The 20,406-nt window shown below is 57.1% G+C and carries 18 protein-coding genes; all 18 read left to right on the top strand.

The window, feature by feature from the left end; all coding sequences use genetic code 11:
- Positions 1-41 precede the first annotated feature (41 nt).
- Complete coding sequence (gene rfbF / locus ABRZ00_RS11650) at positions 42-815, top strand: glucose-1-phosphate cytidylyltransferase (protein WP_343835041.1); 774 nt, start codon at positions 42-44, stop codon at positions 813-815.
- Complete coding sequence (gene rfbG / locus ABRZ00_RS11655; protein ID WP_343835043.1) at positions 797-1,900, top strand: CDP-glucose 4,6-dehydratase; 1,104 nt, start codon at positions 797-799, stop codon at positions 1,898-1,900. Before rfbF ends, rfbG begins: the two co-directional genes overlap by 19 nt.
- Complete coding sequence (locus tag ABRZ00_RS11660; RefSeq protein ID WP_343835044.1) at positions 1,897-2,463, top strand: dTDP-4-dehydrorhamnose 3,5-epimerase family protein; 567 nt, start codon at positions 1,897-1,899, stop codon at positions 2,461-2,463. Before rfbG ends, ABRZ00_RS11660 begins: the two co-directional genes overlap by 4 nt.
- Entirely contained in the window at positions 2,460-3,683 is a 1,224-nt protein-coding gene (locus tag ABRZ00_RS11665; protein WP_343835045.1) for a class I SAM-dependent methyltransferase, read from the top strand. The genes ABRZ00_RS11660 and ABRZ00_RS11665 overlap by 4 nt, the downstream gene beginning before the upstream one ends.
- Positions 3,680-4,795: a DegT/DnrJ/EryC1/StrS family aminotransferase gene (locus ABRZ00_RS11670; RefSeq protein WP_343835046.1), complete on the top strand. Its 1,116-nt coding sequence runs from the start codon at positions 3,680-3,682 to the stop codon at positions 4,793-4,795. Before ABRZ00_RS11665 ends, ABRZ00_RS11670 begins: the two co-directional genes overlap by 4 nt.
- Positions 4,796-5,551 (top strand): WbqC family protein, encoded by a 756-nt coding sequence (locus ABRZ00_RS11675; protein ID WP_343835048.1) that lies wholly within the window; start codon positions 4,796-4,798, stop codon positions 5,549-5,551. It abuts the gene before it with no gap.
- 10 nt (positions 5,552-5,561) lie between these two features.
- Positions 5,562-6,284: a class I SAM-dependent methyltransferase gene (locus ABRZ00_RS11680; protein ID WP_343835049.1), complete on the top strand. Its 723-nt coding sequence runs from the start codon at positions 5,562-5,564 to the stop codon at positions 6,282-6,284.
- Positions 6,281-7,114 (top strand): phytanoyl-CoA dioxygenase family protein, encoded by an 834-nt coding sequence (locus ABRZ00_RS11685; RefSeq protein WP_343835050.1) that lies wholly within the window; start codon positions 6,281-6,283, stop codon positions 7,112-7,114. The genes ABRZ00_RS11680 and ABRZ00_RS11685 overlap by 4 nt, the downstream gene beginning before the upstream one ends.
- A gap of 98 nt (positions 7,115-7,212) precedes the next feature.
- Entirely contained in the window at positions 7,213-8,280 is a 1,068-nt protein-coding gene (locus ABRZ00_RS11690; RefSeq protein WP_343835051.1) for a class I SAM-dependent methyltransferase, read from the top strand.
- A 52-nt stretch (positions 8,281-8,332) separates the two neighbouring features.
- Positions 8,333-9,214, top strand: coding sequence for an NAD(P)-dependent oxidoreductase (locus ABRZ00_RS11695; RefSeq protein WP_343835052.1), 882 nt, complete (start codon positions 8,333-8,335; stop codon positions 9,212-9,214).
- Positions 9,211-10,218 carry an ATP-grasp domain-containing protein gene (locus ABRZ00_RS11700; protein WP_343835053.1) on the top strand — a complete coding sequence of 336 codons (1,008 nt, stop codon included), beginning with the start codon at positions 9,211-9,213 and terminating at the stop codon, positions 10,216-10,218. Before ABRZ00_RS11695 ends, ABRZ00_RS11700 begins: the two co-directional genes overlap by 4 nt.
- Positions 10,199-10,915 (top strand): metallophosphoesterase family protein, encoded by a 717-nt coding sequence (locus tag ABRZ00_RS11705; protein ID WP_343835054.1) that lies wholly within the window; start codon positions 10,199-10,201, stop codon positions 10,913-10,915. The genes ABRZ00_RS11700 and ABRZ00_RS11705 overlap by 20 nt, the downstream gene beginning before the upstream one ends.
- The gene (locus tag ABRZ00_RS11710) at positions 10,902-11,684 is read left to right on the top strand and encodes a cephalosporin hydroxylase family protein (RefSeq protein ID WP_343835055.1); all 783 of its coding nucleotides are present in this window, start codon (positions 10,902-10,904) and stop codon (positions 11,682-11,684) included. The genes ABRZ00_RS11705 and ABRZ00_RS11710 overlap by 14 nt, the downstream gene beginning before the upstream one ends.
- 113 nt (positions 11,685-11,797) lie before the next feature.
- A complete protein-coding gene (locus ABRZ00_RS11715; protein ID WP_368644284.1) occupies positions 11,798-15,787 on the top strand; it encodes a glycosyltransferase in 3,990 nt (1,329 codons plus the stop codon).
- Positions 15,788-15,922: 135 nt separating this feature from the next.
- On the top strand, positions 15,923-16,813 hold the full coding sequence (locus ABRZ00_RS11720; RefSeq protein WP_368641922.1) for a flagellin: 891 nt from the start codon (positions 15,923-15,925) through the stop codon (positions 16,811-16,813).
- 195 nt (positions 16,814-17,008) lie between these two features.
- The gene (locus ABRZ00_RS11725) at positions 17,009-17,908 is read left to right on the top strand and encodes a flagellin (RefSeq protein ID WP_368647699.1); all 900 of its coding nucleotides are present in this window, start codon (positions 17,009-17,011) and stop codon (positions 17,906-17,908) included.
- A gap of 92 nt (positions 17,909-18,000) precedes the next feature.
- The gene (locus tag ABRZ00_RS11730; RefSeq protein WP_368641921.1) at positions 18,001-19,056 is read left to right on the top strand and encodes a glycosyltransferase; all 1,056 of its coding nucleotides are present in this window, start codon (positions 18,001-18,003) and stop codon (positions 19,054-19,056) included.
- Between the two features lie 154 nt (positions 19,057-19,210).
- Complete coding sequence (locus tag ABRZ00_RS11735) at positions 19,211-20,311, top strand: NAD(P)-dependent alcohol dehydrogenase (RefSeq protein ID WP_368641920.1); 1,101 nt, start codon at positions 19,211-19,213, stop codon at positions 20,309-20,311.
- Positions 20,312-20,406: the final 95 nt, after the last annotated feature.

The following is a 20,406-nucleotide window of genomic DNA, read 5'->3' on the forward strand; positions in this document are numbered from 1 at the left end:
CGTAACTATGCTAAGTTGCTGTTAGATCAAAGGAATTCATCGTGAAAGCCGTCATCCTGGCCGGGGGCCTGGGCACCCGCATTTCCGAGGAAACGCACCTCAAGCCCAAGCCCATGATCGAGATCGGCGGCAAGCCCATTCTCTGGCACATCCTGAAGATGTATTCGCATCATGGCATTCACGACTTTGTGATCTGCTGCGGCTACAAGGGCTATGTGATCAAGGAATACTTCGCCAACTACTTCCTGCATATGTCGGACGTGACCTTTGACATGAGCACCAACCGGATGGAAGTCCACCACCAGCATGCGGAACCCTGGCGGGTGACGCTGGTGGACACGGGCGAGGACACGCTCACGGGTGGGCGCTTGAGGCGGGTGCGCGACTATGTGAAGGATGACGAAGCCTTCTGCTTTACCTATGGGGATGGTGTCAGCGACGTGGATATTGGCGCGTCGATCCGCTTTCACCAGCAGCATGGCCGCCTGGCGACGGTGACGGCAGTGCAGCCACCGGGACGCTATGGTGCGCTCAAGCGCGATGGCGATCAGGTGGCAGGTTTTACGGAAAAGCCCAGGGGGGACGGCGGGTTGATCAATGGCGGGTTTTTCGTGCTGTCACCCAAATGCCTGGATCGCGTCCAGGGTGATCAGACCAGTTGGGAAGGTGAACCACTGACGTCGCTGGCGCGTGACGGCCAGCTGATGGCGTTTGAACACAATGGCTTTTGGCAGCCTATGGATACTTTGCGGGAAAAGAACCTGCTGGAAGATCTTTGGGAATCGGGCAAGGCGCCATGGAAGACCTGGGCATAGCGCACGCCATGACGGTGAGCACGCCTGACCCTGCCTTCTGGCGGGGGCGGCGCGTGGTGCTGACGGGCCATACGGGGTTCAAAGGCAGTTGGCTGGCCTTATGGCTGCACCGCTTGGGCGCGCAGGTGACAGGCATGGCCCTGCCGCCGTCTGGCGAACCGAACCTGTACACGCTGGCGCGGGTGGGCGAGATGTGCGATTCCCATTTCGTCGATATTCGCGACGCGCAGGCTGTGGCAGATCGGATGCGCCGAGCGGAGCCTGAAATCGTCTTTCACCTGGCCGCACAGGCCTTGGTGCGGGCCGGCTACGCGGACCCGCTGTCGACCTACTCGACCAACGTCATGGGGACCGCGCATGTACTCGATGCCTTGCGTGGCCTAGGAAGTGTGCGGGCTGCTGTGATGGTGACGACCGACAAGGTCTATCGCAATCTGGAACGCGCCTACCCGTATCGCGAGGATGATGCGCTGGGCGGGCATGACCCCTACAGCGCCAGCAAGGCGGCCAGCGAGCTGGTGATTGCCAGCTACCGCGATGCTTTTCTGGCGGAGCAGGGCGTGGCGGTGGCCACGGCGCGCGCGGGCAATGTGATTGGCGGAGGCGATTGGGCGGCGGACCGCCTGATCCCTGATGCCGTGCGGGCTTGGCAGGCGGCGCAGGCCTTGCCGATCCGCCGTCCGCAGGCGATTCGGCCCTGGCAGCATGTGCTGGAACCCATCAGCGCCTATCTGCGCCTGGCCGAATGCCTGTGCGCCACCCCCGCGGTGGCGGGCGCCTATAACTTCGGCCCGCATACGCACGAGGCCGCCACCGTGCGGCAGGTGGTTGAATGGGCGCGTCAGGCCTATGGCAGTGGCGATATCCAGTGGGGCGACGGCACCGAAGGGCCGCACGAGGCTGCTTGGCTGGCGCTGGAAATCGCCCAGGCACGCACCGTGTTGGGTGTGCAGCCGCGCTGGGGTTTGCAGGACGCCATCATGCGGACGATGGCCTGGTACCGCCAGCAGCAGGACGGCACGGATGCCCGCGCCTTGTGCGAGGCGGATATCGTAGCCTTTGAATCGACGGGCATCTCGTCATGAGCCGCTTGACGATCAGAGAGACCGGCATCGAAGGCTTGCGTATTGTCCAGCGCCAACGCCTGGGCGACGAACGAGGATTCTTGTCGCGACTGTTTTGCGCCGAGGAACTGGCGTCCGCCGGCTGGCACAAACCTGTCGCCCAGATCAATCACACCTGGACGCAGGCGCGCGGCACGGTGCGCGGCATGCATTTTCAGCATCCGCCGCATGCCGAGATGAAGCTGGTGAGCTGCCTGCGCGGCGCGGTATGGGATGTGGGCCTGGATCTGCGCGCCGGGTCGCCTACTTTTTTGCAATGGCGCGCCGCCGAACTCTCTGCCGATAATGGCCAGGCGCTCTTGATCCCGGAAGGCTTTGCGCATGGCTTTCAGGCGCTGACGGACGATTGCGAGCTGCTGTACCTACACACAACCCCCTATACGGCTCAGGCTGAGGATGGCCTGTTGGCCGCCGACCCGATGCTGGCGATCAACTGGCCCTTGCCCATTGCCTTGCAGTCCGAGCGCGATCTGCAGCATTCCAGGTTGACCCCGGACTTTGTTGGACTGGATTTGAATTCATGAATTGCCGTCACTGCGGCGCCGCGTTGCGCCATACGTTTCTGGATCTGGGCTTTGCGCCGCCTTCCAACGCCTATCTCAAAGCCGATGAGCTCAATCGGCCCGAAACCTGGTTTCCGCTGAAAATCCGTGTCTGCGAGCAGTGCTGGCTGGTGCAGACCGAAGACTACGCCCAGGCCGACGCCTTGTTCAGCCCGGACTATGCCTATTTTTCCAGTACGTCCAGCGGGTGGCTTGCGCATGCGCAGCGCTACGCGCAAATGATGATGCAGCGTCTGGGCCTGAACGATAAAAACTTTGTGATCGAAGTGGCCGCTAACGATGGCTACCTGCTGAAGAATTTCGTGGCTGCCGGCATTTCCTGCCTGGGCATCGAGCCCACGGCCAGCACGGCCGCCGCCGCCGAGGCGATCGGCGTGCCGGTGCTGCGCGAGTTCTTCGGCGAGGCGCTGGCCCGTCGGCTGGCCGATGAAGGTCGCCAGGCTGACCTGATTGCCGGCAACAACGTCTATGCGCATGTGCCTGACATCAACGATTTCACGCGCGGCCTGGCCGCCGTCCTGAAACCCGGGGGCACGATCACGCTGGAATTCCCGCACCTGTTGCGCCTGATTCAGAACAATCAGTTCGACACGGTCTATCACGAACATTTTTCGTACCTGTCGATTCATGCCGTGCAGCGTATTTTCAATGCAGCGGGCTTGCGCATCTACGACATAGAAGAACTCCCCACGCACGGCGGCAGTGTGCGAGTGTATGGCTGCCATGCCGCCGCCGCCTTCGAGCAACAACCCGCAGTCGAGCGCGTATTGCAGTCGGAAGTAGAAGGTGGTTTGCTGGATCTGGCTACCTATCAGGCCTTTCAGGCACGCGCCGACCGGGTCAAGAACGAACTGCTGGCTTTCTTGCTGGAGCAAAAGCGACTGGGCAAGACCGTGGCGGCCTACGGCGCGGCGGCCAAGGGCAATACCTTGTTGAACTATGCAGGCGTGAAACCCGACCTGCTGCCGTTCGTGTGCGATGCGGCGCCGGCCAAGCAGGGCAAGTACCTGCCGGGCAGCCACATCCCGATCCTGGCGCCGCAGGCGTTGGCTGAACAGCGGCCCGACTATGTGCTGATCCTGCCGTGGAATATTGCGCCGGAGGTCCGGGAGCAGAACAAGGCGCTGGCTGTCCAGGGGACGAAATTCGTGACGGCGGTGCCGCAGTTGGAGGTCCTGTGAAATCCCGTATCCACTACACCAAGCCATCGATCACCGAGCTGGAGGTGCGCTACGCCACGGATGCCGCCGCCAATGGTTGGGGGGATCGCTGCTATGAATACATTGGGCGCTTCGAACAGGCGTTCAAGGCGCATCTGGGCGCCGAGCATGCCATCGCCACGTCGAGCTGCACAGGCGCCTTGCACCTGGGCATGGCGGCGCTGGGGATCGGGCCGGGCGACGAGGTCATTCTGGCCGACACCAACTGGATTGCCACCGTTTCGCCGATCGTGCATTTGGGCGCGACCCCGGTCTTCGTGGATATTTTGCCCGATACCTGGTGCCTGGATCCCGCCAGAGTCGAGGCAGCCATCACGCCGCGCACGAAGGCCATCGTAGCGGTGCATCTTTATGGCAATCTGTGTGACATGGATGCGCTGTTGGCCATCGGCGCGCGTCACGGCATTCCCGTCATCGAGGATGCCGCCGAGGCGATCGGCTCGGTCTATCGCGGCAAGCGGGCGGGGACGATGGGGGCTTTTGCCTCGTTCTCGTTTCATGGTTCCAAGACCATGACCACCGGCGAAGGGGGCATGTTCGTCACCCAGGATGCCGTGTTGTACGAACGGGTCCTGACCTTGAGCAATCATGGTCGCGCCCGGGGGCAGACGAAGCAGTTCTGGCCGGATGCGGTGGGGTACAAATACAAATTGTCCAACATCCAGGCGGCGATCGGTTGCGCGCAGATGGAGCGCATTGATGCGCTGATCGAACGCAAGCGGGATATCCTGGCGGCCTACCGGGATGCCTTGTCCGATATGGACGGGGTATCCATGAATCCCGAATGTCCTGGCACGATCAATGGCGCCTGGATGCCGACGGTGGTGTTCGACGCACGCACCGGGGTGACGCGAGAGAAGCTGCAGGCGGCTCTGACCGCCGAGAACGTTGATGCGCGTGTGTTTTTCTGGCCCTTGTCGGGCATGACCATGTTCACGCCGGTGCGCGACAATGTCAATGCCTGGTCGATTCCGGGGCGAGCGATCAATTTGCCTAGCTATCATGAGATGGATGCGAGCGAGCAGGCGCGCGTCTGCCGCGTGATCCGCGCCTGCGTGGGCGAGGGAGCATAGATGCGCGAGTCCCTGGGCCGAACGGTGGTCGTCTCTCAGCCTATGTATTTTCCTTGGGTGGGGCAATTGGAGCAGGTCCGCTTGGCCGATGCTTTTGTGTTCTACGACGACGTGCAATTTGCACGGGGGTTTTTCAATCGGGTTCAGATCAAAACCGCGGGCGGCATCCGTTGGATGACGGTGCCGTTGCGAGATCAGCACCGGGGACAATTGATCAGCGAGACACAGATCGACGAGCGCGTGGATTGGCGCCGCAGTCATCTGGACGCCTTTCGGCAGGCTTATGCGAGAGCGCCTTTTCTGGATGATGCCGTCACGTTGATGGCAGACGTCTTTGCCAAGCCGGTGGCGAATTTGGCCGAGCTGTCGATGGCCAGCACATTGGCGTTGGCGCACTATTTCGAGCTTGAGTCAGCGTGCGATTTTCTGCGATCCTCGGAGGGCTCGATCGAGGGTCATGGCACGCGGCGCCTGATTGATCTATGCGCGGCAGAACATGCCAAACAATATTTGACTGGCCACGGTGCGCGTCATTACCTGGATCATGAACAATTCGAGGCGAGGGGCATGGGCGTGTCCTATATTGAATACGGATGCGTGTCCTACCCGCAACAGCATGGTGCCTTTACCCCCTATGTGACCGCCTTGGACCTGGTGGCCAACTGCGGGCGACAAGGGCGGGAATTGATTGGCGGGCGCGCAGTGCCATGGCGTGCATTCGTGGGACGGCAGGCACCGGCACAGGACAGGAAATAACGAGGTGAAAATGGCGCGAGATCTCAATGCCGAGGCATCGGAATACAAACCGAATGCCGCAACGGAAATCGAAAACGACCTGATGCTGCACTGGTATCCCAAGCGGATCATCGAACGCATGGGCCGCGTGGATCGACTGTTGGAATTAGGGCTGGGGCATGGCTTTACCGCAAAAATATTCAACGAGGCCTGCGCTGAGCACGTCATCGTCGATGGCGCCTCCAGCGTCATCGAGCAGTTTCGCCGCGCACAACCCGGATTTTCTGGCCGGATCGTGGAGGGCTACTTCGAGGACTATGAGCCACAGGCGCCCTTTGACGTCATTGTCATGGGCTTCATCCTGGAGCATGTGGATGACCCGGATTTGATTCTGCGCCGTTATCGGCAGTACCTGAAGCCGGGTGGGCGCATGTATGTGGCGGTGCCCAACGCCAAGTCGCTCAATCGCAGGCTGGGGTTGGAGCTGGGGCTAATCGACGATATCTACAGCCTCAATGCCAATGACTTGGCGCTGGGACATCAGCGGCAGTATTGCCGGGACACATTGCGGGCTGCTTTGCAGCAAGCCGGTTATGCAGTTACACATGAGGAAGGCATCTATCTCAAGCCCTTACCTCTGGCGGTCTTGAAAACGCTGCCGGACATGCAGGCCAATCTGCAGGCGATGCTGCAGGTCGGAATTGAGTTTCCCGATTTGTGCGTGGGCTTGCTGATGGAAGTGGTTCCATCGTGAGCGTCATCAGCCATGATCAGAAGCAGCAGTTCGAGCACGATGGGGTGCTCGTGATTAAAGGCTTCTATGATGTAAAGAGAGAAATCAATCCGATTCAGAAGCATATTTATGAAATTATCGGATTGGTCGCAAAGCGTCACGGAATTCCCATTCAGCGCCCGCCATTCGAGGAGGGCAATTTTGATGCTTCCTATCTGGATATCATCAAAAATGATCGGAATCTGGGCGCCGAAATATATGACCTGATCACACAGATCCCTTCGTTCATCAGATTGATCTCTTCCAAGAAGAGCGAGACACTATTTTGTGACCTCAGAGGTACCGATATGGCTGGTATCGGTGCAGGAAGCTATGGAATCCGGATCGATAACCCCCACGAAGAACAGTTTCGATCACATTGGCATCAAGAGTTTATTTTCCAGCCACAAAGTATGGATGGAGTCGTTTTTTGGACACCCTTGGTGCCGATCACTCGTGATCTGGGACCTGTCATTGTGTGTCCTGGGTCTCATCAGAAGGGATTGTGTGTGTATACCCGGCATGGGGTTCATGCGAATAAATCAGGTTCCTACCGGATAGGGTTGAGCAATGAGACGGAAGTGGTGAGTGCATACGATCATGTTGCGCCGCTGACCGAGCCGGGAGATCTGATCATCATGGATTTTCTCACGATCCATCAATCCGGGTTCAATATATCCAATCGATCCAGGTGGTCCATTCAATCGAGGTTTTTCAACTTCAATGAGCCGACAGGGATCGAAATCGGGTGGAGGGCATCGATTACTGCGGGTTCTGATGTTGAGAAAATTTTCCCTGAAAATTTTATTTGAAAATTAATATGATTGCTATCTGTAATGTGTGTGAATCCGCACTGTCTGTCTCCCTGTATGAATCGCTCGGTACGGCTTCAATTACCACGATGAATCAGATGATCGAAGGTACGACCGAGGTCCGTTTTTGCTCGCATTGCGGTCATGTGCAAACTTCTGAGTTGCCTTCGCTGGTTGAGTATTACGCGAATGAATATGAGATCAATGCGACAAGCGATGAGGAAGATCAGTTGTACAAGGTCGTTGACGGACGAAAAGTATATCGAGCAGAGCATCAAGCCTCGGTGCTGATGAGCAAAATATCATTTCGGGATGGGTTGCGGGTATTGGACTATGGATGCGCGAAATCGGCGACTCTGAAAAAGGTCTTGACCCGGCATTCAGGCATTAAGCCGTTCCTGTTCGATGTCACAGATCGCTATGTTCCCTTCTGGGAAAGGTTCCCCCAGGACGTTCAGTGGTCGACGCATACGCCGAACCCCGACTGGTTTGGAACCATGGATGTTGTTTTATCATTTTATGCCCTCGAGCATGTTTCGGATTTGACGCAGGCGCTTTTGAATGTGAAGCGGTTGCTGAAGACTGGCGGGATTTTTTATTTCCTCGTTCCTAATATGTACCACAATGTTGCTGATTTTGTTGTTGCGGATCATGTGAATCATTTCAGTGCCTCTTCCCTGGCCTATCTGCTGCAAAGACATGGGTTTGGTGAGATAGAGGTGGATGAGCAGATCCATGATGCGGCTTTCGTAGTCAAAGCTCGCTTCATCGGAGAGGGGGCTGGGATGGACACCCCTGACGGAGACGCCTTGGCTCGCCTACGCGAGGAGGCGCTCCATATCGCGCAATATTGGAATACCTTTGCCGCTCGAGTCAAAGAATACGAGGGGATGGTGGGAGATGGCGCGATGGCGATTTACGGAGCTGGGTTCTATGGAAATTTCATTTCTACCTTATTGATGTTCCCGGAACGGATTTCTTGCTTTGTCGACCAGAATGAATATCTTCGAGGAAAGAGGATCATGAGCAAGCCGATCGTCGCGCCACAGGATATTCCAGACGAAGTCAGCCATGTGCTTGTCGGTTTGAATCCCGTGATTGCTAAGAGTGTTATAGGTCAAATCGAGCAATGGCAAGGAAAGTCGCTGGAGTTCTTTTATTTGTAGGATTGATCATGCAGAGTCCATTCTGTCAATCGAGTGACGCGAGTCGAAAAGAATGATTGCGGCCATCATTGGTGCAAATTCAATGCTGGGTATGGAATTGGCCCGGCAGCTGCTCGATGCTGGTACCCAGGTATTGCGCATTGGGAGAAGTGCGGATTGCGATATCCTGTACGATCTGGATGCAACGCAGGTCGTCGAGGTAGATAATGTTCAGGCAGTCGATGTCATTTTCCATTGCGCGTCCGCTTTTGCGGAAGATTCGATTGCAGGCCAAAAAGCCAATGGCATGACCAATGTGCTGGGCTGCTTTAATGTCTTAGCGTTGATGCTTCAGTTGCGATGCGGCATATGCATTTATGCTGGCAGTCTTTCTTCGACGGCTGGTGTGGAAGCGCAGGGCCGCTCAAGCTACGGGCTGTCAAAGGCGCTGGGGGAACAGGTGTTGGCCTGGGGGCTGATGGAGCGTCAGGTTGGCGGAGTGTTTTGCAGTCTCAGGTTTCCCCAACTCTACGATGTGGAGGGACGTTGCTGCCGGCACCAGCCCTGGTTCGGACGGATCGTGGCCTATGCGTCACGTGGCATGGACCTCCATATGCCGGCACCGGGTGGCGCGCGTAATTTCCTGCATGTGCGCGATGCCGCTCGGCTGCTGATGCAGGCCTGGCAGGAAGGCGTGAGCGGCGTATGGGATATTGTTCACCCAGAGTCGCTGGATTATTGGCAGATTGCGCAGTGTGCTTATGGCGTGTTTGGCTCAGGTGGGCACATCGAGATCGCACAGGCCAAGCAGCCATTTCGCGCTTTAAACCTGCCTGCGGGAGATGCCTTGTTTGATCGCCTGGGCATGTGGCCGGAAATCAGCATGGAGCAGGGCTTGAAAATGATTCGGGATACGGGCTGCGCCGGCGCCTTTGGCCCCTTGGATGTGACATGAGCAGGACAAACGCTTCTCCAATTCATGTGTTGGTGACAGGGGTGGGGGCCATCATCGGACAGGGCATTGTCCGCAGCCTGAGAGCCAGCGGCCATCCCGTCAAGGTCATCGGCCTGGATCGCAGCGCCCGGCCCCCAGGGCCTGACTGGTGTGATGTGTTCGTCCAAAAACCGATCTGCGACGAGCGCTCCGATGGATATCGGGACTTCTGGCAGAATTTGATCAGGAAGGAAAGCATTGATCTCGTCTTGCCGGGGCTTGAGGTCGATATGCTGTTTCTGGATGGACAGCGGGAAATGTTTGAAAAAGAGCATGGTGCTTGCGTGCTGGCGCTCAATCACAGTGCCCTGATTGCATTGACCGGCGATAAGTGGCTGATGCACCTGTTCTTGGAAGACCATGGTCTGTCGGCCATCCCGACGATGATCGACGCAAGCTGGGATGACGCCCTGGCAACGCTGGGCGCGGCGCCGATTTTGCTCAAGCCTCGCCAGGGCAATGGCTCGCGCGGGATCGTGCGCTTGCATGATCGGGAGGATTTTGCTTACTGGACTCGCAAGACCGCAGAACCGTGGATGCTCCAGCGTATCGTGGGCAGCGAACACGAGGAATACACGGTGGGCTCGTTCGGCTTGGGTGATGGTCAGGCCGTGGCGCCGATCATCATGCGCCGGCGTCTGTCCGCAGCCGGCAATACGCAGCAGGCCGAGGTGGTCGACCATCCCCTGCTGCAGGCAAAAGTGGCTGCCTTCAATGCCTTGCTCAAACCGATAGGGCCGACGAACTACCAGTTCCGGGTGCACGATGGCGAGGCCTATCTGCTGGAGGTCAATCCGAGGTTTTCCAGCAGTAATTCCCTGCGCACCGGCTTTGGGTACAACGAGGCGCAAATGGCGTTGGAATACTTTGTGTTGAATCGCCTGCCACAGCCGCCTGAGATCCGTCATGGCATTGGCTGGCGCTATAGCGAGGATTACATCGTTTATGATCGCGATCCTGTCTGATATTCATAGCAATTTGGCCGCTTTGCGCGCGGTGCTGGATGATGCCCGCACGCGTGGGTGCACGCGCATCCTGTCTCTGGGCGATGTGGTGGGGTACCACGCGCAGCCTGGGCCATGCATTGATCTGCTGGCGCAGCACGATGCAATCAATATTCTGGGCAATCACGATCACTACCTGATCAGTGAAGAGAATTGTTCGCGCTCCAAGGTGGTGGCCAGCATCATTGATTATCAGAAACGCATCGTGACGCCGGCACAATTGACCTGGCTGCAGGGTTCCCTGCCCAGCTTGAGGGAATCCGGCTCTTTGTTCGTGCATGGCGGACCCGAGGACCCGCGGGATCAATATCTCTATGTCATTGATGACGACACGGTGCCAGAGGATGTCGATCGGCTGTTCTCTGGGCATACGCATGTGCAGGCACTGATGCCGGTAGCGCAGGGGAAGTGGTATTGCAATCCGGGCTCGGTCGGGCAGCCCAGGGATGGCGACAGCCGGGCGGCTTATGCCATTTTCGATGGGGATCGGATTGAATTGAGGCGTGTTGCCTACAACATTGAAGAAACGGTCGAATCCATGAAAGAAGCAGGATTTGAACCCTTTCTATATGAGAATCTCTACCACGGCGCCCAGATCGGCGGGCGCATCGACAAGATAAAATACATTAACAGGAATAAGCGGCATGAATCCAATTGAACAGTTCCAGGCAGAGGTCGAGCAAAACATCGCCCGGCTGGGGGCCGATACAAGCTTGAAGCAGGCATCCCTGGACTGGATGCTGCAAACGGGGGCCGCTGGCGCCTATACCTATAATTTCAGCTGGATGGGACGCCCAATCATCCAGTATCCGCAAGACATGGTGGCCATGCAGGAGCTGATCTGGGCGATCAAGCCGGATCTGATCATCGAGACCGGGATCGCGCATGGCGGTTCCTTGATCATGAACGCCTCGCTGCTGGCATTGCTGGATCTGTGCGAAGCTCAGGAACAGGGGCGCGTACTTGACCCGCGGAAACCAGCCCGTCAGGTACTGGGGATCGACATCGATATCCGGGCGCACAACCGCGAGGCGATCGAATCGCACCCGATGGCCGCGCGTATTCAGATGCTGCAAGGCTCAAGCGTGGATCCGGCGCTGGTGGCGCAGGTCAAGGACATTGCGTCCAAATATCAACGTGTCCTGGTCAGTCTGGACAGCAATCATACCCATGAGCATGTACTTGCTGAACTGGAGGCGTATGCGCCGCTGGTCAGCGTAGGCAGCTATTGTGTCGTGTTCGATACGGTGGTGGAAGACATGCCGCCGGAATTGTGCGAGGGGCGCCCTTGGGGGCCAGGCAACAGCCCGTTGACGGCGGCTCGCGAGTATCTGGCGGGGCATCCCGAGTTCGAAGTAGACCGGAACATTGAGCACAAACTGCTGATTACCGTCGCAAGAGAAGGATTCCTGCGTCGGGTTGGGTGATATTTACCACAGCAGTTGAAGGTTTTGTTTAGACATGTAAGTCAGACAAAGATCATTTGAGTTTTTTGGCGGCATGATCGAGCTTTCATGGCTCATATGTTCAGAGATTGGTGATGGTTAAAGAATCTATTGTTTTTCCAGAAATTCCCGTGACGGCTAGGTGTGCGATATTGATTCCTACGTTTAGATGGGGGGGGGAGGTTAAGTCGATTCTTGCGTCATTTTGTGGCGTCGCCAGGGAAGATGTTGTTGTTCTTGTCGCGGACAATAGCGAAAACCCCGAGAAGCATGAATTTCTTGCCAAGCTGAATGAAATAAATAAGTATATTATTTTTTATTCGCATAAAAAAAATATTGGGGCGACTGAGAATTTTTACTTTCTTTTCGAGTGGAGTAAATCGGTTGAGTTTACTGCCATCATGGCGGATGATGACTCCGTGTCTCCAACATATTATTTGGATGGTTACGATTTTTTAAAAAAATCGAATAATGCCTCTTGTGTTTCAGTTGGGACTTCATTTGTAGACTTTGGGGATCATCGTCTGCTGGATATAAGTCAGAACTCTATGGTCGGGGAAAGCCCGGTCGAAAGAATGAGCTTTTGGAACGGGCTTTCTGCTAGAGTCACTATGTATGATGTCAGCAGAAGAGACACCCTAGATAACGCCATCGATTATTTGAAGGCCACCCCGATCTTTGGCATGACGTTGGCAGAGGATCTATTTGAGTTAAATAGATTGTCATATGGCAATTTTGTCAAAGAGTCTGGGCGTGGGTTTTTTGTGCACTATCCGCATTATGGTGCGCACACTGGCGATAGTCTCGATCGTTTTTATAAGTTGTTGTGTAAGGATGTTGGCCTTAGCCTGCCCATGATCAGATTCATGGGCGTAAGCACGGCGGTCCAGTGCGCGCTTTTCTTGCTCGGAAAATTTTCACCTATAGAAGATCTGCAGCAACGCTATCAAAGTGCGCAACATGTGTTCAAATTTCTATTTTTTAACGGCTTTCACCAAGAACTTCAGCAGGGTGGCTTGCTGCTGAATCTGAGAAAATGGCTCGCCGACGATCCTGCTTGCTTGAAAGGCCTGAATAAATATGCGGCGTCGAACATCGACGATCTGGTGTTTGATGCGAATTTCCTGAAGTGGTTCATTGATATCATCAAGGCCTTTGAGTCTCGCGCGAAGATTGGCGAAACATTACTTTCCAGACGTTTCAGCAATTTTTGTGCGGATGTTCTGGATGTTGATGTGCAGCATGACGACAAAAAAGCCTCGGGTCGTGGCGGTGATAGGCTCTCGCAAGGCTTGGCCTGGCTGGACGAATTAAACGCAAAATTTCAGGATACCTTGCCGGACGACATAGGCCGGTGGAAAGGCGCTACTGTGTCCGCTGGCTCCGCGGGTCCTGGCGTAGTTCCACAACCCACTTGGTCGGTTGCTGACTGGTTCAAAGATCGCGCGCCATCAGCTGCCAGAATCCGGCTGCTGCAGTCCTTGGTGAATGCGCATCCGGATGTTGGCACTTTGGGTGCGGTTGTGGTTCTGCCCGACGAACCAGAGCCAGAGTCCCTATCCAGAACGCTGGCTAGTCTGTATGCCCAGAGCCAGCCTTTGCATAAAATTTGGCTGATCGGGAAGACGGCGCCAGCCACGCTGCCGGATGGCAATTTTGAGTATCTGCCCGCTGAATCACACTGGTCTCAGCCGCTTGCAGATCAGATCAGCCAAGCACAAGCGCCAGATTTCATCTGGATACTGTATCCTGGCGACCAATTGCTTCCCCATGCTGCTTTGTTATTCGGGGAATACCGCCTGCGCCATCCGGATCCATTGGTTTGGTTCGCTGACGAGGCCATGCTCGAAGATGGCGTGCCGGGCAAACCCATGCTCAAGCCGGATTTCAACCTGGATCTTTTGCGCAGCTATCCCTACATGGGGCGAAATCTGATTCTCAGTACTGCCGCTGTTCAGGCAGTCGGGGGGCTGCAGGATGCTTATGGGCAATTGGCTGCTCAGGATCTTGCCTGGCGATTGGTGGAACAGGCCGGCCCCCAACTGGTGGGACATATCCCCGAAGTCGCTGTTTACACGGATCAACAGTTGTTTTCCTGGCTGGCAAATGCAGATGTCGCATCGCACGCGCGATCGGTGACGCAGGCTCACCTGGATCGGATTGGCAGTACAGCCACGATCCAAGCCACCGGACGGGTGGGCGAATCCCGCCTGGAATATCCGATTTCGGGTGAACCCCTGGTATCCATCATCATCCCGACACGCGATCAACTGCCTGTGCTGCGGGCTTGCGTGGAAAGCCTGATGGAGAAAACCGCCTATACCCGCTATGAACTTTTGATTGTGGACAATGGCAGTCAGGACAAGGCTGCGGTTCAGTTTCTGCAGCAGTTGGAGGCGATGGGTCTGGAGCAGGTGCGCATCCTTCGATGGCCGCATCCTTTCAGCTTTTCAGCCATCAACAATTTCGCCGCTAAGCAGGCGCGCGGGGACGTCCTGCTATTTTTGAACAATGACACGGAAGTGATCGATCCGGAGTGGTTGGGCTTGATGTTGGGTCATGCCTTGCGCCCCGAGGTCGGTGCAGTCGGCGCACGCTTGGATTATCTGGATGGCCGCGTCCAGCACGCCGGCCTGGTACTGGGTATGGATAACAGCGTCGGGTTTGGGTTCCGAGGGGAATCAGATCAGACTCAAGGCTATATGAATCGCCTGGTGACGACCCAGAACGTCGGGGCGGTCAGCGCTTCGTGCATGATGATGCGCAGGGATGTTTACCAGGAACTGGGCGGTTTCGATGAAACAGATTTTCCTGTCTTTTATGGTGATGCGGATTTGTGCCTGCGGGTGACGCAGGCAGGCTACCTGATTACCCAAGCGGCTGAAGTCCGGCTCAAGCATATGGGTGGAGCTACCCGCTTGCTGACCGAGCAATTCGGTCAGGATGCGTTGCCGAATCTGGAGCAGAGTGATCGCCTGTATGCGAAATGGCTGCCAAAATTGGTTGATGACCCCTCCTACCATCCTGCTTTTGGACGTCTGTCCCCGGGTTTTAGTTTAAGTCGTGAGGCCAGTCGAATTCATCGGCCGCTGCCGGGGCGACCTCTACCAGTAGTGTTGGCGTCGCATGGCGACTGGCAGGGTTGTGGACACTACCGGATCATCCACCCTTTTCAGGCGCTGGAGTCCGAAGGGCGACTAGAAGGCGGGTTGAAAGACGGGAATTTTCATTTTACTGACGTGGCTGGATCTCAGCCAGATGTGGTGATATTGCAGGGTGCTTGGGGTAACCAGGGCATTTTGGATGAAATACGGCGGATTCAGGATGCTGTTGGGGCAAAAGTCTTGCTTGAATTCGATGACTATCTGCCCAATGTGCCTGTACGCAGCATACATCGACGCGCTATGCCAAAGGATTTGATTAAATTGATGCGTCGAGCAATTGAGCGGGTGGATTGGCTGGTGGTTTCCACGCCTGCACTGGCTGAAGAGTATTCTGCTTGGCACCCGGAGATCAGGGTGGCTTGTAACGGCTTGCCAAAAAACGTCTGGGGCAATCTTTCTGGGCAACGGCGTACCGGTAAAAAACTGCGCCTAGGTTGGGCTGGTGGTAATAGCCATACCGGGGATTTGGCTGTAATACGCACCTTGATTAAAGATATGGAAGACGAGGTCGACTGGGTTTTCATGGGCATGCAGCCAGAAGACATTCGTTGCGAATTTCACCCGGGAGTCGAAATTTCGAAATATCCCGCTGCATTGGCCGCACTGAATTTGGACCTGGCACTAGTGCCTTTGGAAATGAACCAATTCAATCGCAGTAAGAGTAATTTGCGTTTGTTGGAACTTGGTGCCTGCGGGGTACCAATCATATGTACCGATATCGAACCGTATCGCTGCGATTTACCTGTAACGCGGGTGCGCAATCGCTATCAGGATTGGGAAAAAGCGGTCAGAGAGCATCTGGCAGAGCCCGAGGCCCTGGCACGACAAGGCGACGCTCTACAAGCGGCGGTCCGCCAGTCCTGGATGTTGGAAGGCGCTTTCCTGGATCAATGGGTGGCGGCTTGGTTGCCGCGTCCGTAGCGTACCCTGGAAATTTTTGCTGACCTCCTAAAGTTCTCTGTCCTTGTACCGTTAATGAGCCAGAACAGGAGGTCACTCGGTTTGTCATCCTGGGCAATACGGGCGGATCTCCGCCGAATCACTTAGGAGTCTTTCATGGCTGTTATCAATACTAACTATCTTGCTCTGGTCTCCCAGAACAACCTGAACAAGTCCCAGTCCTCTCTGGGTACGGCTATCGAGCGCCTGTCTTCAGGCTTGCGCATCAACAGCGCGAAGGACGACGCCGCTGGCCAGGCCATCGCCAACCGCATGACCGCCCAGATCAAGGGCATGACTCAGGCTGCCCGCAATGCCAACGACGGCATCTCGCTGGCCCAGACCGCCGAAGGCAACCTGAACGAAATCAACAATAACCTGCAGCGTATTCGCGAACTGGCTGTCCAGGCGGCCAACGACGTCAATGGTACGACTGACCGTCAGTCAATCCAAGATGAAATCAAAGCGCGTCTTGATGAAATTGATCGTGTTGCCAACGGCGCGAAATTCAACGGCACTGATCTGCTGAAAGCCAGCGGCACTCTGACGATCCAAGTGGGTTCCAACACGACGTCGAATGACGTCATCGAGATTAAGACCTTCAACGCGACGGTGGCTTCTGGCGGCCTCTTGAGCGGTGCTGCTGCTGTTAGTGGCTTTACCGGTGCGGCGGATATCACTGTCACGGGTACGACCGGCGGGTCCGGCACCGCAGGCAGCGCCGTTAACAATGCACACAAGGTCATCAACACTGTCGACAAGATGCTGGAAAACGTCGACAAGGCTCGTAGTGAGCTGGGTGTGGTGCAGAACCGCCTGACCTCGACTGTTAACAACCTGAACAACACGATCACCAACCTGTCGGCTTCGCGTTCGCGGATCGAAGACGCCGACTACGCGGTGGAAGTGTCCAACATGACGCGGGCTCAGATTCTGCAGCAAGCCGGTACCGCCGTGTTGGCCCAGGCCAACCAGGTCCCGCAAACCATGCTGTCCCTGCTGCGTTAATTCGCACAGCGGATCGGGGCGGTTTCGGCCGCCCCGGCATGTGGAAAAGCCACTGGCGCAAGTCGGTGGCTTTTCTCTATGGTGGCCCTAAAGTTCTCTGTCCTTGTACCGTTAATGAGCCAGAACAGGAGGTCACTCGGTTTGTCATCCTGGGCAATACGGGCGGATCTCCGCCGAATCACTTAGGAGTCTTTCATGGCTGTTATCAATACTAACTATCTTGCTCTGGTCTCCCAGAACAACCTGAACAAGTCCCAGTCCTCTCTGGGTACGGCTATCGAGCGCCTGTCTTCAGGCTTGCGCATCAACAGCGCGAAGGACGACGCCGCTGGCCAGGCCATCGCCAACCGCATGACCGCCCAGATCAAGGGCATGACTCAGGCTGCCCGCAATGCCAACGACGGCATCTCGCTGGCCCAGACCGCCGAAGGCAACCTGAACGAAATCAACAATAACCTGCAGCGTATTCGCGAACTGGCTGTCCAGGCGGCCAACGACGTCAATGGTACGACTGACCGTCAGTCAATCCAGGATGAAATTTCAGCGCGTCTACAGGAAATCGATCGTGTTGCCAACGGCGCGAAATTCAACGGCACTGATCTGCTGAAAGCCAGCGGCACCTTGACGATCCAAGTGGGTTCCAACACGACGTCGAATGACGTCATCGAGATCAAGACCTTCAACGCGACGGTGGCTGCTGGTGGCCTCTTGAGCGGTGTGACTACTGGTGCGACTGGTGGTGGTTTTGACACCTCTGGCGCTATTACAGTCACGGGTACGACCGGCGGGTCCGGCACCTCAGGCAGCGCCGTTAACAATGCACACAAGGTCATCAACACTGTCGACAAGATGCTGGAAAACGTCAACAAGGCTCGTAGTGAGCTGGGTGTGGTGCAGAACCGCCTGACCTCGACTGTTAACAACCTGAACAACACGATCACCAACCTGTCGGCTTCGCGTTCGCGGATCGAAGACGCCGACTACGCGGTGGAAGTGTCCAACATGACGCGGGCTCAGATTCTGCAGCAAGCCGGTACCGCCGTGTTGGCCCAGGCCAACCAGGTCCCGCAAACCATGCTGTCCCTGCTGCGTTAATTCGCGCAACGGATCGGGGCGGTTTCGGCCGCCCCGGCATGTGGAAGCCACTGGCGTAAGCCGGTGGCTTTTTTATTAGGTACGATAAGCCTATGAAAACCCCCACCATCGCCTTGGTCATGATCGTGAAGAACGGTGCGGCCACGTTGGCACGGTGCCTGTCCAGCGTGCAAGGATATGTCGACGACGCGATCGTGTTGGATACAGGCTCGACGGACGACACCGTGGCCATAGCCCGGGGTTTTGGCGCCCAGGTGCATCACTTCGACTGGACCAATGATTTCTCGGCCGCACGCAACGCGGCGCTGGCCTGTTCATCGGCGGATTGGAATCTGATCCTGGACGCCGATAACTGGCTGGTCTCCGGGCATGATTTATTGAGTACCCTGGGTAGTCAGTCGTTCATCGGCCAGGTGGCGATCCACAATCGTTTCATGCAGGGGCAAGAGGTCCGGGAATCCATTGAGTGGGTGTCGCGCATTCTGCCGCGTGGTGTCCGCTATGCCGGCAGGATCCACGAGCAACCGGTCAACAACCAGGGGCTGATCAGGCAGCGGCTCGAGGTGCACGTGGGCCACGATGGTTACATGCCCGAAGGGCTGGCCGCCAAAAAAGGCCGTAACGAAGCCCTGTTGCGTCAGGCATTGGCTGAAACCCCGCAGGATGCCTATCTGGCGTATCAGTTGGGCAAAGAGCTGGCCATCTATGGACAACACGACGAGGCGGCCAGGCACTTTTTGCAGGCCATGGCGTATTCGACGGGCGCACAGCAGTTCCGCCACGACTTGGTCGTGCGGGCTTTGTATTCGTTGAAGCAGGCCGGGCATCTGGAACGGGCCATTCTACTGGCCGAGGAAGAATTCCCCTATTGGCAGGATTCCCCGGATTATTTCTTCTGCGTCGCGGACGTTTTCCTGGACTGGGCGATCCAGCACCCCGCCGAGGCAGAATCCCGGTTTCTGCCGATTGTGGAATCCAGTTGGCTGAAGTGCCTGGAGATCGGTGAACGCCCGGACCTGTCGGAATCCGTCGCTGGCCGGGGCAGCTATCTGGCCGCGCAGAACCTGGCCGTGCTGTACGAGAACACGGGGCGGGCGGCCCAGGCGGCCGAATACCGGGACAAGGCCCGGGCGATGCGGCCAGGCTAGGCTGTCCGCATCCGGCGGCGGAACCCATGCTCTGCATGAGTATGGGTTCTCATGATGTGGCGCAAACTCTTGGCCGCAGCGAAGCTATACGATGAAGCCATCGCCTGCGGGCGGGCAGGCTGGGATTCCGCTGATCGCATCCAAGGAGAGCATCATGGTCGCCACAATGAAAGCAGCCGTGTTCGTCGAACCCGGCCGAATCGAGCTGGTTGAAAAACCCATCCCCGATGTCGGCCCCAACGATGCGCTGGTCCGCATCACCACCACCACGATCTGCGGCACCGACGTTCACATCCTCAAGGGCGAATATCCGGTCGCCCCGGGTCTCACGGTCGGTCATGAGCCCGTGGGCGTCATCGAAAAACTCGGCAGCGCGGTCACCGGCTACGCTGAGGGTCAGCGTGTGATCGCGGGGGCGATCTGCCCGAATTTCAGTTCCTACGCCGCGCAGGACGGCGTCCCGTCGCAGGATGGCAGTTACTTGATTCCGTCAGGGCGCTGCGGCTGCCACGGCTACAAAGCCACCGCCGGCTGGCGTTTCGGCAATCTGATCGACGGCACCCAGGCGGAATACGTGCGGGTGCCCGATGCACAGGCCAATCTCGCGCCGATTCCAGACGACCTGACCGACGAACAGGTGCTGATGTGCCCGGACATCATGTCCACCGGCTTCAAGGGGGCTGAAAACGCAAACATCCGCCTGGGCGACACGGTGGTCGTCTTCGCCCAGGGGCCGATCGGCCTGTGCGCGACCGCCGGCGCGCGCCTGTTGGGGGCGACCACCATCATCGCGGTGGACGGCAACGAACACCGCCTGGGCATTTCGCGGCGGTTGGGCGCCGATGTCACCCTCGATTTCCGCGATTGCGACGTGGTGTCCGAGGTGATGCGGTTGACCGGCGGGCGTGGTGCGGATTCGGCCATCGAGGCGCTGGGTACGCAAACCACGTTCGAGCAGGCGCTGCGCTGCCTCAAGCCGGGCGGGACGCTGTCCAGCCTGGGCGTGTATTCGCAGGATCTGAAGATTCCGCTCGATGCCTTTGCCGCCGGCCTGGGCGATCACCGTATCCGCACCGCCCTGTGCCCCGGCGGCAAGGAGCGCATGCGCCGCCTGATGAACGTGATTGCCGCCGAGCGGCTGGATCTGGGCGTGCTGGTTACCCACCACTACAAGTTGGATGACATCGTCGCGGCCTACGATCTGTTTGCCCGCCAGCGCGACGGCGTGTTGAAGATCGCCGTCAAACCGGCTTGAACCGTATCGTCTGACACAGCCCCAATGGGATGACGGGATCGTTTGATCCGTCCGTACATCCCAGTCTGGTGATGCTGGCGGGTCTTGCCCAGAAT

Origin of the sequence: Castellaniella ginsengisoli (genome assembly GCF_040955415.1) — a bacterium.
Classification (GTDB): domain Bacteria; phylum Pseudomonadota; class Gammaproteobacteria; order Burkholderiales; family Burkholderiaceae_B; genus Castellaniella; species Castellaniella ginsengisoli.

Excerpts from the sequence above, each read along its gene's own strand:
- rfbG (WP_343835043.1), top strand. The coding sequence starts at position 797 with ATGGAAGACCTGGGCATAGCGCACGCCATGACGGTGAGCACGCCTGAC.
- ABRZ00_RS11660 (WP_343835044.1), top strand. The coding sequence starts at position 1,897 with ATGAGCCGCTTGACGATCAGAGAGACCGGCATCGAAGGCTTGCGTATT.
- ABRZ00_RS11665 (WP_343835045.1), top strand. The coding sequence starts at position 2,460 with ATGAATTGCCGTCACTGCGGCGCCGCGTTGCGCCATACGTTTCTGGAT.
- ABRZ00_RS11675 (WP_343835048.1), top strand. The coding sequence starts at position 4,796 with ATGCGCGAGTCCCTGGGCCGAACGGTGGTCGTCTCTCAGCCTATGTAT.
- ABRZ00_RS11680 (WP_343835049.1), top strand. The coding sequence starts at position 5,562 with ATGGCGCGAGATCTCAATGCCGAGGCATCGGAATACAAACCGAATGCC.
- ABRZ00_RS11690 (WP_343835051.1), top strand. The coding sequence starts at position 7,213 with ATGATCGAAGGTACGACCGAGGTCCGTTTTTGCTCGCATTGCGGTCAT.
- ABRZ00_RS11695 (WP_343835052.1), top strand. The coding sequence starts at position 8,333 with ATGATTGCGGCCATCATTGGTGCAAATTCAATGCTGGGTATGGAATTG.
- ABRZ00_RS11700 (WP_343835053.1), top strand. The coding sequence starts at position 9,211 with ATGAGCAGGACAAACGCTTCTCCAATTCATGTGTTGGTGACAGGGGTG.
- ABRZ00_RS11705 (WP_343835054.1), top strand. The coding sequence starts at position 10,199 with ATGATCGCGATCCTGTCTGATATTCATAGCAATTTGGCCGCTTTGCGC.
- ABRZ00_RS11710 (WP_343835055.1), top strand. The coding sequence starts at position 10,902 with ATGAATCCAATTGAACAGTTCCAGGCAGAGGTCGAGCAAAACATCGCC.
- ABRZ00_RS11715 (WP_368644284.1), top strand. The coding sequence starts at position 11,798 with ATGGTTAAAGAATCTATTGTTTTTCCAGAAATTCCCGTGACGGCTAGG.
- ABRZ00_RS11720 (WP_368641922.1), top strand. The coding sequence starts at position 15,923 with ATGGCTGTTATCAATACTAACTATCTTGCTCTGGTCTCCCAGAACAAC.
- ABRZ00_RS11725 (WP_368647699.1), top strand. The coding sequence starts at position 17,009 with ATGGCTGTTATCAATACTAACTATCTTGCTCTGGTCTCCCAGAACAAC.
- ABRZ00_RS11730 (WP_368641921.1), top strand. The coding sequence starts at position 18,001 with ATGAAAACCCCCACCATCGCCTTGGTCATGATCGTGAAGAACGGTGCG.
- ABRZ00_RS11735 (WP_368641920.1), top strand. The coding sequence starts at position 19,211 with ATGGTCGCCACAATGAAAGCAGCCGTGTTCGTCGAACCCGGCCGAATC.